Raw genomic sequence first — 13,286 nt, forward strand, 5'->3', positions numbered from 1 at the left:
CCTGGCGGGCGCGTTTTAATCTCTATTTGATTGGCATTGCATCCGTGCAGCCTGGAAAGCCCTTACCATTCAGGCACATGCCGCACGGCGATCAATTTGCGGCATTTCATGTGCGAAATCAATCGTATTCGATGACTCAAGCACGGCAATAACCTCTTCACAGCTGATCGTATTTTTATTCGAATCGGCAATATAACCGGCCAGTTTGGAAATCGCTTTCCAGTTTTCATGATCGTTTACAAAGTTAAAGGCTACATTAAATAACTCATTCAATTTCTCATCCTGTTGCTGTTTGTTGGATGAGTAACTCTGTAAATATTCATAAGCCGATTCAATATCAGAACTGCCGCCATAATTCTTCAACGCGTTTATATTGACCAAACGATGATTGAATAACTCGTTATCGGTTTCAGCAACATGTTTGGCTTCGGCCAATGGACCGACCAGCAAGTTAACGATGTCCGCATCAAAAGCGGTGACATAATCTTTTACCGTCCGACTCATTGCGTCATCCTGGCCTGTTATTTTTTCCAGCAAGGCTTCCATCGAATGAGGCAACGACTGAATTAACCGTCCTCCTTCCACTTTAGCGATACATTCACCCGGAACTGTGTGGCCTGCATTTTCAAAGTCTTCGGGAGACGCTTCTTTTATATCCTTAAATAAGATTTGAAAGAAAACCGGGGGAAGATCACGTGCCTTGTTGTTTAAATAAATAGCTGTCGCATGCCCAGCTTCATGAAAAGCGATGCATCGCTTAAGTTCCGCGGACTTGTTGTCAAAGCGTGGAACATCAATTACTTTGTTTCGCTTCATATCGAATACCATAGAGTATGATTCCGTGTATTTACACATTAATAATTAAATTTATTTTGGATAAAGACTGCAGAGAGTGGGAAATTCCTGTTAATAGAGAATCACTCTACTTCCTGAAACCAATAGAAACACTGATTGTTAATTTCCTGTTCGGCTTCAAGCCAGTCTTCTAGTTCGTGTCCGGCTGCAAAACCTCTTTTTTCGGCTTTGCAGAAAGCGCGTTCTGCCACCATATCCCGAAATACTTCGGGATCGATAGCGGTAGTGGGTATATGTTGTACGGGTTTACATTCATCTTTCATTTTTCTTCCTAAACACTGCGAAGAAATAGTCATTGAGGTTCATTTTATGAACAGATGAATAAAGCCACAATCCGTATAATCACCTACCCAATCAAATGTTTAGGCTCAGCATCAAAGATAACCAATACTGTTTGATTTTGGAAAATGTATCAATTTCACGACATCAACTTGGTGAGATTTTTAGCGTCAGGCAGAGCGAGTGGAAAATAAAAATCACCCTGTCCCAAATTACAACCCATCTCTATCAGCTTATCTTTCTGAGCTTCGGATTCAATCCCCTGAGCAATGACCTGTAAATTCAGACTGTTTCCCAAGGCTATCACTGAACGAATAACGGCTTCGTAGTTGGAATTGCACAACATTTCAGATACGAATGAACGGTCAATTTTCAGTTTCTTAACCGGAATACGTTTTAAATTAATAAGTGAAAAATAGCCCTTGCCGAAATCGGCAATAGTCAAATCCATGCCTGCGTCAGCCAATCCATTCAAGGCTTTGATGATGTGCTCGGCATTGTCCATAAGACTGCACTCATTAATTTCCAATTCCAGGCAACGGGGCGAGAGCTCGTGCTCGCGCAGTATGCGTTCCACTGTCGCTAAAAAATCGGAACGCAGTAATTGAAACGCCGACACATTCACTACGATTTTATTTACCGGCACCCTCTCGTCCAGCCAACATCGCATCTGTCTGCAAGCTGCCTCAACCATCCATTCGCCCAGCGCCAGAATGAACCCGCTTTCCTGGGCTACGGGAATAAAGCGCGCAGGCGGTATCAGTCCCATCACCGGATGCTGCCAATGCACTAATGTTTCAATACCGGCGATGTTTCCGGTTTTAAGGCAAACCCGCGGCTGGTAATACAGAACCAGCTCACGCTTATCTATCGACTGCCTTAACTCAGTCTCTACAGCCATTTTTTCAAAGGCTTGCGTGGTTAATTCCGGTCTGTAATATTGAAAATTATTGCGACCTTCTTTTTTGGCTCGATACATCGCTGCATCGGCATTTTTTATCAAGCTGTCGGAGTCATCGCCATCCCGAGGAAACAAACTGATGCCGACACTGGTAGTTACTTGCAGGGTATGACCTTTGACTTCCACCGGGATATTAAATGTCTCAATCAGCTTTCGGGCCAGAGTGGCAGGACTTTTGGTATCGGAAACATCTTCCATGAACACGATAAACTCATCACCGGCATACCGTGAGACAGTATCCTCTTTTCTGACCAGATTCTTGATCCGCGTTGCCACTTCTTTCAACAAACCATCGCCAACGGCATGCCCATAGGTATCATTGATGATCTTGAAGCGGTCAAGATCGAGAAACAAAACGGCCACTTGAGAACCTTCCCGGCGTGCATTCTGCAGCGCATGATTGATACGGTCCTTTAATAACATCCGATTGGGCAGTTTGGTCAACGGATCATGATAGGCCAGAAACCCGAGGCGGTTCTGATCCTTTTTCAGATGGGTTATGTCCATAACCACGTAAACATGATGCGTTGTCCTGCCCGTTGCGTCCTTGACCTGGTTAATGGTCGTCCAGCACGGAAAATCATCGCTATTTTTGCGCCGATGCCATAGCTCGCCTTGCCAACTGTTGCCGTTTTTTCTGCTGTTGCGCAACGCCTCATCAATTTTTATGGCATCTTTTGGGGATTGAAAACAATGAGCCCTCTTGCCCAAAACCTCCTGACGGGAAAAACCGGTTAAGATCGTGAAGGCAGGATTCACCGAAATGATTTTATTGTCCTGATCTGTGACAACAATGCCTTCGCCTGTATTATTAACGATAACCGATGCCAGACTTGACTCCTCCTCGGCCCGCTTTCGCCGGGTAATATCGGTCAAAGTCATAAAAACCTGATGAGGCTCTCGCTCTCCCGGTAGGAATTCCGGTACCGAACTGGACATCACCCAGGTATGGTTTTGCTGTGCATGATTAAACAGCCCCATGACGACATTTTCCACAGGCTTGCCGGTACGCAAGGCCAACATGGCCGGATGCTGATCATGAGCAAGAACCGAGCCGTCTTCCTTAACAATTCTTGAGCAAGTATCGGTCAATGCGCGCCCCATCATATTATCAAGCGGCATCCCCATTATTTGTCCAGCAACCTGGTTAGCGGAGATCACCGTTCCCACATTACTCAGATAGATCACGCCCAGCCCCATGTTTTCGAGCAAACTGCGGTATTTAGCTTCGCTGACTTTTAATGCTTCCGCAACCAGATTGCGATTCGCCAAGCTCTGCATGAACAGAAAAAAAGAGTTAACGCTTTGTGACTCATCCTTAAATAAATTGAACATAATTTACTTACTCCCTCATCACATTACATGATAAAGGTGTTACCGCGCCTGAATACTTCAAATATGCCTGACAATTTGTGTGGCAATTTTTACATCGGATCAACATATTGATTCTCTCCATTTGGATCCCAAACTTCAGCTTGAAAGCGACCTCTTTAAGCCACTGTTTTGCGATACGAAAAACTGGAGCCCTCTTCACGCTCGACTCCAAAAAACGCGAAGAGGAACAGCAAAATCTAACTAGTTTTTAATGATCGTTACTTGATGCGATTATCCTTATCGACCTACGGCTATCCTCATTCCTTCGGCATTCCGGTCAACGCGCCGACTGATAATTTACCGATCGATTACCCGATGGTTACAGAATTACTTCTACTTATCTTTGCATGTCTTGCCGAAATTTTTTCTTCGATCTGGTTTTGGTGGATTTGTAATATTCAAATTCATCATCCATGAATTTTTTTTCTTTTAACTCAATATCAATCCCAGCTATTTTATATTGCCAATCAAAACTTTGATGTTGTTTAGATACATTAACTGCCATTTTGAACTCACTATTTCATCTGAATTTTTGAATATCAACCATAATTAAATTTAAAAAGCCATCCCATTCAAAAAAACGTGCAACCCCTGAAAAGCATCCATAAAAAAATACTTAACCCAAACGGGCTCTTACAGAAGCTAAACTCTCAGATTTTCTAAATTTGTTTTTTATGGTTCGCATATTTATAAAAGAAAAAACTTGATTAACAAATTCGTATATTCACCTAAGTATTTTTACGCATGGCTGGCTATCGCAAAATGTAGTATTTTTCTAACAAACTTTATTTGATTCAGATTGAGACCCTGTTTCATGAGAAGTGGTCCGCAACTTATCGAAAGACAGTCATTCTGGAAAAATTCATAACTATCCAATTCCAGCTTTGCTGGAGTCATTGGTTCAGATGCTTCCTTAATTCCCATATAAGTTGAATTGATATTGCGCACCTCATCAAACAAGGCACTGAGGCTAGTGATGATCGCTTGTTTTCAACATTAATCTGGTGTGTTAAGCTGAATTTCTATAATTAAAAAAATATGATAAAACAAGAACTTAATTCAGCCAAGGTAGCAATTTAGAGGTCTCTATTCCGTGAAATCAGGCGGCAGTAAAGTAGAGCCACGAATCGCATTAGAGTCCAGTGCTCGAGACATGCACTATAAAAAGCACTTGATGAATTCCAGGCTGCCCGTGGTCGGTATCGGAGCTTCAGCGGACGGGCTGGAAGCCCTGGAGGCATTTTGCTCCAATCTTTCATCGCATAGCGGTTTTGCCTTTGTCATCATAACCCACCACCAGCAGCAGCCCGGGCACACGAAGCTATTATCCGATTTACTATCCGGAGTTACCGAAATACCGGTTATTGTCGTTGAAGACGGCATGGTGTTGAAAAAAAATCATATCTTTGTATGCCCGCCCGGAAAAAACCTGGCGCTATTCCATCATCGAATGTATGTTATGGATAGATCCAGCCATGGGACGATGCATTTACCTATTGATTTCTTTTTACGTTCCCTGGCGGAAGATATACAGGAAATGAGCATTGGCATCCTGCTTTCAGGTACCGGCACGGATGGCACTTTGGGCCTTAAAACGATTAAGGCAGTGTCGGGCATGACCATGGTGCAAGCCCCTGAAACCGCAAAGTTTGGCGGCATGCCCAACAATGCCATAGCGATGGGCGATATTGATTTTATATTGCCTGCTGAAAAAATGGGGCAACAATTGGTCCAATATATTGAAGCGTCTTATTTTAACAATTTTCAGACGCTGGAGCCGGCGGAAATGCTGGCAGCCACCGAACCAATCCAAAAAATTTTCATTCTGTTGCGCAATCGTACAGGCCATGATTTATCGGCCTATAAACCCACTACTGTCAACCGCCGCATAAACCGGCGCATGAATATCCATCAAATCAAAAATACGGATGCTTATGTGCGATTTTTGCAAGAGAATCCGGTCGAAATAGATAAATTGTTCAAGGAATTGTTGATCAACGTCACCAATTTTTTCAGAGACGAGCCTGCATTCGAGGCGCTAAAACACACTGCCTTGCCGAAACTATTTGAAGATAAACCCGACAACTACGAAATGCGTGTATGGGTTCCGGGTTGTTCCACCGGCGAGGAGGCCTATTCCCTTGCCATTTTGCTTAAAGAGTATAACGAGCAATATAAAAAATCATACAGTTTTCAGATTTTTGCCACCGACCTGGACGAGTCATCCATTCACCAGGCACGGGAAGGTACTTATCCGATCGGGATTGCCGCCGATGTTTCACCGAATCGGCTGGCGCGCTACTTCGATCAGGAAGACAATCGCTACCGTATCAGCAAGGAAATCCGTGATACCGTGATATTTGCCATACAGAATCTGCTTCAGGACCCGCCATTCACGCGTATTGATTTGATCAGTTGCCGCAACCTGCTGATTTATCTGGGCGCCGAACTGCAAAAGCAGATTTTCCCACATTTCCACTATACGCTGAAAACCGGCGGACTTCTGTTTCTCGGCACATCCGAATCGATTGGCAATTTTAACCATCTATTCTCAGTCATTGACAAAAAATGCAAGATTTATCAGCGAAAAAACATCCATATCGATTTGCCGATATCCAAACCCGGCTTACTACCGACAAGCTCACACAACGTCTCGTCAATGGCACATAAATTACCCAAACCAATCGCTCAACCCGGTCATATCGCCCGACAAATAGAAAAGCTGTTGCTGGAATACTACGCACCGGTCTGTATTATCATCAACGAACACGGCAAAATTATTTATATTCATGGCCATACGGGAAATTATCTGGAACCCGCGCAAGGCCAGCCCAACTGGAATATCATTGAAATGGCCCGGGAAGGCTTGCGCGTACCGCTGGCGACATCGCTGCGCAAAGCCAAAAAAAAAGGTGATATGGACATCATCAGCAATGGACTCAGAATCAAAACCAACAACGGCATCGAAACGATCGACCTGAAACTGGTGAGGATTTTCGAGCCGGAAGCGCTGCAGGATTTGTTTTTAGTCAGTTTTCATCCGCATCATGACAAACTCGTCACACAGACTGGCGAGCAGGATAGCAACCCGGTCCCGGGCAATGAGAGTGATAAAGAGCAACTCGCGCAGGAGTTGCTGTTTACTAAAAAATCCCTGCGTGCAACGATAGAAGAGCTGGAAACCTCGAACGAAGAGCTCAAGTCCACCAATGAAGAATTGCAAAGCTCCAACGAGGAACTGGAAACCTCCAAGGAAGAAATGCAGTCATTGAACGAAGAACTGAATACCATCAACAGTGAGCTTCAAACGAAAGTCGATGCCCTGTCCAAGATTAATGATGACATGCAAAACCTTCTGAACAGCACGAATATCGCGACGATTTTTCTCGACAACAACCTTAAAATAAGACGCTTCACCAAATCGGTCGTCAACATTGTCAACCTGATCAACAGCGACATAGGGCGACCTCTTGGCGATCTGGCCTTAAGCCTTAAATATGACTATTTGATCGATGATGCCAAAGCGGTGTTGCAAACGCTGATTTACAAGGACACGGAAGTACAATCCACAAATGGTGCCTGGTACCTGTTGCGTATCCTGCCGTATCGAACCGCGGAAAACATGATTGACGGACTGGTTATCACGTTTATCGATATCGGCAGATTGAAAAAAGCCGAACAGGCGGCGGTAGATGCCAGTATGGCCAGTGCGATCGTCAACACGGTCTGCCATCCCTTGTTGGTGCTCGATGAAAATTTCAATATCATTACCGCCAATCCGGCATTTTATAAAGCTTTCAATCCTGCTAATGAAAATCTGACAGAACAATCGTTCTTCACTATCAATGGCGCTGCCTGGGACACGGAACAACTGCGCGGCCATCTAAGCAAAACATTGAATCACAACACGACCTTTGAGGCGTTTAACCACAGCTATGAATTCCCGGTAATCGGGAAAAAACATTTAATCCTCAATGGCCGCTTACTACAGCAGGCATCGACAAACAGGCGCATACTGCTGACCATCGAGGACATCGAACGGGATAAGTCATGAGCACAACCCTCCAAACTCCACTAATGCTCAGGCTGAAATTCCGCACCATTACCCCGGCCAGCACCCGCATGGACTGTGTGCGCCCATTTTTTCACCTATCCGCGGGAATCAATCGCCATGTTTAATTCATTTGACAGGAATACCGATTACGAAATTCTCCAAACAGATGCGGAGCACCTGCTGGTCCAATACCGAGAAAATCTTCGCAAACGGGCGGAAACGATGCTTAGCAAATCCGGCACCGATATTACTCGCATGTCCAGCCAGGATATTCAAAAGCTGCTGTTCGAATTCCAGGTTCACCAGATAGAGCTTGAATTACAGAATGAGGAACTTAGCCGAACGCATCAGGAACTGCTCGCCTCTCGTGATCTGTACGCCAACCTGTATAATCTTTCCCCGGTAGGCTATCTGACCCTGAATAAAGACGGTGTGATTCTGCAAGCCAACCTTACCGCCGCCCGTTTATTAGACCATCCCAAGGAAAAGCTCATCAACCGGAAGCTGGCTCAATATATTGATCCGGCTGACCAGGACCCGTATTATTTATTCCTGCGCAGCCTGGTGACGGAACAAAACAATCAAACGCTGGATGTCCGGCTCAAACACAGCAACGATGATGTTGTCTATGTGGAATGCCAGGGTAAAATCAATGACATCAATGATAATGACAGCGAAATCTGGCTGACCTTGAACAACATCACCGAGCGTAAACGCGCCGAGGCAACCATCGCCAATCTCAATAAAAAACTGGCCCAAAAGGTACTTAAGCAGGATTGCGATTTGTCTCAGAGCAATCAGAACCTGACCAAGCTGGTTGAAGACCTCAGGCATTCAAAACAGCAGATACTGGAACGCGAGGCAAAGCTTAATTCCATTTTCAATGCCTCCATAGAAGGTATCATTACTTGCGACATGTCCTGCAAAATCATCTCCGTGAATGCCGCGGTCGAAACCATTTTTGGCTACACCGAGAAAGAACTGATTGGCCGGCGCATCAATAAACTCATGCCTCTTTCGCAAAACAAATGTTCCCATCGGGAACGAAAAAGCTATAAGCAGGAAGCCGACATGCCAAAAGTCCTGGGCCGCATTCGCGAAGTGGAAGGCATGCGCAAGGACGGTTCCGCGGTACCACTCGACATCTCCATCGCCGAATTTACGCTTGATGGCCAGGACTATTTCACCAGCATCGTCCGTGACGTCAGCCTGCGCAAGATGCAAGAGCGCCAGCAAAAAGAGCACCTGGAGGCACTCTCCCATGTTATGCGCCTGGGTTTGATGGGAGAACTGGCGTCCGGTATCGCCCATGAAGTCAATCAACCGCTGACAGCGATTGTCAACTACACGCAGGCCTGCCTGCGTTTTATTCAGGCCGAAAAACCCGACCTTTCGAAGCTCAGCTCAATCCTGCAAAAAACCCATGATCAGGCCTTGAAAGCAGGACAAATCATTCATCACATGCGGGAGTTTGTCAGATCCAAGAAAATACATCGCTCGACCGCCGACATGAACGCGCTGATCGAAAATGCGGTCAGCTTATCGGTGACCGATTTAAAACAATATAATATTCTGTTGACTTTTAACCTGGCGGACGACCTGCCTGCCATTTATGTCGATAGTGTTCAGATTGAACAGGTGATCTTAAATCTAGTCAGAAACAGCATTGATGCCCTAAAAAATTTACCACATAATAAACCGCGAAAACTGTTTATTCAGACACTGCTGAATGATGATCACTTTATAGAAGTAAAAGTTAAAGACAACGGCATCGGACTTGGCCAGTCCAGCCAAAAAAAGATATTGACGCCTTTTTATACGACTAAATCGTCCGGCATGGGAATGGGATTATCCATCAGCCAATCAATCATCAAATCCCATGATGGCGCATTATACTTTGCCAGCAAACCGGGAAAAGGCAGTACTTTTTACTTTACTATACCGGTACGGAGGAAATCTGATGACGCACAATAAGCCGGCGACCCCTATAGTCTATTTAGTTGACGATGAATTTGCCGTGCGCGATTCCCTGACGCTATTGATCGAATCGACAGGACAGCCTGTCATGAGTTTCGAATCGGCTGAAGCCTTTTTAGATCACTATAATCCTGAGCAACCCAGTTGCCTGCTTCTGGATGTTAGGATGCCATCCATGAGCGGACTCGACCTTCAGGAAGAACTCATCAAAAGAGGCATAGATATCCCCATAATCTTCATCAGCGGCCATGCCGATGTGCCGGATTCGGCAAAAGCATTCAGAGCCGGAGCCGTCGATTTTCTGGAAAAACCGTTCAATGAGGAAATTCTGCTGAGCCGTATCGAGGAAGCCCTTAGCAAGGATGCCCAAACCCGGGAACAACTCAGGGAGAAACGCAAGATACTTGACCGCCTCGATCATTTAACGGCCCGCGAAAAAGAAGTGCTGAGCCTGATAGTCAGAAGTCATTCCAACAAAGAGGCCGCCAGAATACTCGATATCAGCAACCGTACCATTGATGTACACAGAGCCCATATCATGGAAAAGATGCAGGCTGAAAATCTCGCCGAATTGATGGTGATGGCCATGCAATGCGACCTCCTGTAAAAAACCAATCCCTATTTAGCACGATAACCACGCACAGCAATTTAATCGATCATCCGCTAAAAATACATTAACTGATGCCACTACGCAGATAATTGGCTCAGGTGCCCGCAGGGTCGAACTCACTGGTCCTTTAGGGTATTCGACCAAGGAAAAAGCCGGAGTGCCGGCACACTAACAGGCAACGCGAAACCCTTCTGGGCACAAGTACCCATAGGGCATAAATGAATTCTCACCTACAGCGCGACTCAGGTACCGCAATGTTCACAGAAAAACATAAAATGATTCGTGCGTAACCAGTACATTAATTCCAACCAGCACGTCCCAATCCGTATAAGCGCTATTTTTTTTATTTAAAATGTTATAACATAACATTTTTGAATTCCTGACAGCCGCCGCACCGCTGACGGCTGTCAAATTCAGTTGATTAACGTTCAAATCCATAATGCAACCATGAGCAAACCCGATTCTCACAATACACAAGCACCCCTTGCTCACGATCACAAAAAATGCATTACCGAAGCCATCAGCATGGCGGAACGGCTTTGCGTCAAGCGAGGGGTAAATATGACTCCGATTCGCCGCAAAATACTGGAACTCATCTGGGAAAGCCACAAAGCCGTCAAGGCCTATGACCTACTCGATCACATCAAGCCGCTGAACTATTCCGCCAAACCGGCAACCGTCTATCGGGCGCTGGATTTCCTATTGGGCCAGGGCCTGATTCATAAAGTGGAAAGCCTTAATGCCTATGTCGGCTGCAACTGCTCCGACAGACAGCATGAGCAATTATTGTTGATTTGCGATCAATGCCATGAGATCGAAGAGCGCGCCGCATTCGATGTCATGCACGCCCTGACATCGGAAATCCAAAAAGCCGGCTTTATCATCAGTTATAAATCAATTGAGATCCACGGCACTTGTGCCGCTTGCGCGAGAGCGAATGCCTGAGTCGGGCCAATATCCGCACGAATCAGGCTTTTTGGTTGTTATGTTATAACATAATTTAAGAATAATCGCGTAATCCCCATTTCAATCTATTTGCTACTTAATATTTAACACATCCAACTAACAACAATGAAGAAAAAAATCGCCCTTTTTTTCATCTCGGCTGGAGCGGTCAGCGTTACCGCTAAAGCAGATGACGAACAACCCCAGAAGCTGGAAACAATCGTCATCAGCACCCCACTGACGCAAACGATCTCCAGTGCCGCACGCCCGGTAACGGTATTAAACGATGATGAACTGCGCCTGAAAGCAGCAAGTACGATTGGTGAAACCTTGAAAGATGAAGCCGGCATTACCAGCCAGTCATTCGGGCCGGGCGTCGGCACGCCCGTTATTCGCGGCCAGTCCGGGCCGCGCGTACAGGTTCTGCAAAATAGCCTGGGCACCAATGACGCATCGTCATTAAGCCCTGATCATGCCAACAGCATAGAACCGTTCTTTGCCGATCAAGTCGAAGTCCTGCGCGGCCCCGCGACTTTATTGTACGGCAGCGGCGCCATCGGCGGCATCGTCAACGTCATCGATAACCGTATCCCGGAGCAGGTTCCCGACCGCCTGATTCAGGGTGCCGTCGAACAGCGCTATAATTCCGTTTTCGAGGGCAAAACCAGCGCCTTTAAACTGGAAGGCGGCAAGGACATGTTCGCCTGGCATCTGGACGGCCTGTTCCGCGAAAGCATCCCGATGCAAATTCCGGGACTGGCTATCGACGAATCCGCCGAAGCCGCGACACACACCGAAGACGAGCATGAAGAGGAAATACTCAACAGCAACGGACGCCTGCCTAACAGTAACGCGCGCGCCAAGAACGGCAGCGCCGGATTTTCCATAATCGGCGACAAAGGCTTGCTGGGTTTTTCCATCAATCATCTGGAAAACAATTACGGCGTACCGCCAGGCGCTCATGATCATGACCACGAAGAAGAAAGTCATGATGATCAAGCCGAGATGCCAGAAGCCGTGCGCGTCGATATGCGGCAAACACGCTACGACATCAAAGGCGAACTGATAGACCCTTTCGCGCATGCCGACAGTTTGCGCATGCGCCTGGCCTACACCGATTATCAGCATGTGGAACTGGAAAACAACAGCCCCAGCACGCGCTACGAAAACGAAACCTTCGAAAGCCGGCTGGAAATGATACAGAAATCATGGGCTGTTTTCGATCACGGCGTCATCGGCATGCAAACCAAAAACAGCACCTTTTCAGCGACCGGCGCCGAAGCCATCGTACCGAAATCGCAAATAGACTCCTACGGTTTCTTCGCCGTCGAAGACATCCACCACGGCGACTGGATTTATGAGTTCGGCCTGCGCGGCGAACACCAGACGATCTCGCCTGAAAGCCGGACGGCACGCACGCATACGCCGATCAGCGGCTCGGTGTCGGCCCTTTGGAACATCACCGACCAGGAATCGGTCAGCCTGGCCTTCTCGCGCGCCGAGCGCGCCCCGGGCGTGCAGGAACTGTTCGCCAACGGCTTGCATCTGGCTACCCGCAACTATGAAATAGGCAATGCCGACTTGCGCGAGGAAACCGCGCATAACCTCGATCTGGGCTTTCATGTCGATAGGAACTGGATACAGGCCGACGTCAGCTTTTACTACAATTGGGCTAATGACTATATCGCGCAGATTTACGACGGCACATTCTTCGATCGTGACGCCGACGCCTTTGTCGACGCATGCCCCGCCGGCGACTGCACGCCGGTCGTCCGAGCACAGCAGCGCGACGCCGAGTTCCAGGGCTTTGAAGCCAATTTCACCTTTCCCTTGCTCGAAACCCGCTACGGCAAGCTCGACAGTACCTGGTTCGGCGATTACGTGCGCGGCCGCTTTACCGATGGCACAGATGTCCCGCGCCTGCCGCCGCTGCGCTACGGCACGCAGCTGACCTGGTCCGATATGGACTGGCAGGCCAACATCCGCCTGACCCGCGCCGAACGGCAAAACCGGCCCGGCGAGAACGAAACCGAAACGCCCGATTACTGGCTGCTGAACACCAGTGCCAACTACCGCCTGGGCGTGGCCGAAAATACCGACTTAATGCTGTACGTCAAAGGCAACAATCTGCTGAACCAGGAAATACGCAATTCCGTCTCGTTCCTGCGCAACTTCGCCCCGGAAGCGGGCCGAGGTTTTGAGGTAGGTCTGCGGGTTGATTTTTAAAACAG

General features: G+C 47.1%; 9 protein-coding genes. 5 read left to right on the forward strand and 4 right to left on the reverse strand.

Annotated features, from left to right (window positions below; translation table 11 throughout):
- Window positions 1-69: 69 nt before the first annotated feature.
- The 4 genes from EK22_RS09760 to EK22_RS24695 form a co-directional block, all read right to left on the reverse strand.
- Window positions 70-816: a hypothetical protein gene (locus EK22_RS09760; RefSeq protein ID WP_152565067.1), complete on the reverse strand. Its 747-nt coding sequence runs from the start codon at window positions 814-816 to the stop codon at window positions 70-72.
- A gap of 101 nt (window positions 817-917) precedes the next feature.
- On the reverse strand, window positions 918-1,118 hold the full coding sequence (locus EK22_RS09765; RefSeq protein WP_020160385.1) for a DUF2934 domain-containing protein: 201 nt from the start codon (window positions 1,116-1,118) through the stop codon (window positions 918-920).
- 155 nt (window positions 1,119-1,273) lie between these two features.
- Window positions 1,274-3,430 (reverse strand): sensor domain-containing protein, encoded by a 2,157-nt coding sequence (locus EK22_RS09770; protein ID WP_020160384.1) that lies wholly within the window; start codon window positions 3,428-3,430, stop codon window positions 1,274-1,276.
- A 376-nt stretch (window positions 3,431-3,806) separates the two neighbouring features.
- Complete coding sequence (locus EK22_RS24695; protein WP_020160383.1) at window positions 3,807-3,974, reverse strand: hypothetical protein; 168 nt, start codon at window positions 3,972-3,974, stop codon at window positions 3,807-3,809.
- Window positions 3,975-4,622: 648 nt separating this feature from the next.
- On the opposite strand from EK22_RS24695, the gene EK22_RS09780 reads away from it, so the two are divergent.
- The 5 genes from EK22_RS09780 to EK22_RS09805 all read left to right on the forward strand — a co-directional run bounded on the left by EK22_RS09780 (window position 4,623) and on the right by EK22_RS09805 (window position 13,281).
- A complete protein-coding gene (locus tag EK22_RS09780) occupies window positions 4,623-7,523 on the forward strand; it encodes a CheR family methyltransferase (protein ID WP_036250481.1) in 2,901 nt (966 codons plus the stop codon).
- A 117-nt stretch (window positions 7,524-7,640) separates the two neighbouring features.
- Window positions 7,641-9,497, forward strand: coding sequence for a PAS domain-containing sensor histidine kinase (locus EK22_RS23150; protein WP_152565068.1), 1,857 nt, complete (start codon window positions 7,641-7,643; stop codon window positions 9,495-9,497).
- Window positions 9,484-10,107: a response regulator transcription factor gene (locus EK22_RS09790; protein WP_020160379.1), complete on the forward strand. Its 624-nt coding sequence runs from the start codon at window positions 9,484-9,486 to the stop codon at window positions 10,105-10,107. The genes EK22_RS23150 and EK22_RS09790 overlap by 14 nt, the downstream gene beginning before the upstream one ends.
- Before the next feature lie 528 nt (window positions 10,108-10,635).
- A complete protein-coding gene (locus EK22_RS09800) occupies window positions 10,636-11,055 on the forward strand; it encodes a transcriptional repressor (RefSeq protein WP_369798206.1) in 420 nt (139 codons plus the stop codon).
- A 126-nt stretch (window positions 11,056-11,181) separates the two neighbouring features.
- Window positions 11,182-13,281, forward strand: a complete 2,100-nt coding sequence (locus EK22_RS09805; protein WP_036250488.1) for a TonB-dependent receptor — start codon at window positions 11,182-11,184, stop codon at window positions 13,279-13,281.
- Window positions 13,282-13,286 lie beyond the last annotated feature (5 nt).

Source organism: Methylobacter sp. BBA5.1 (assembly GCF_000746145.1).
Classification (GTDB): domain Bacteria; phylum Pseudomonadota; class Gammaproteobacteria; order Methylococcales; family Methylomonadaceae; genus Methylobacter; species Methylobacter marinus.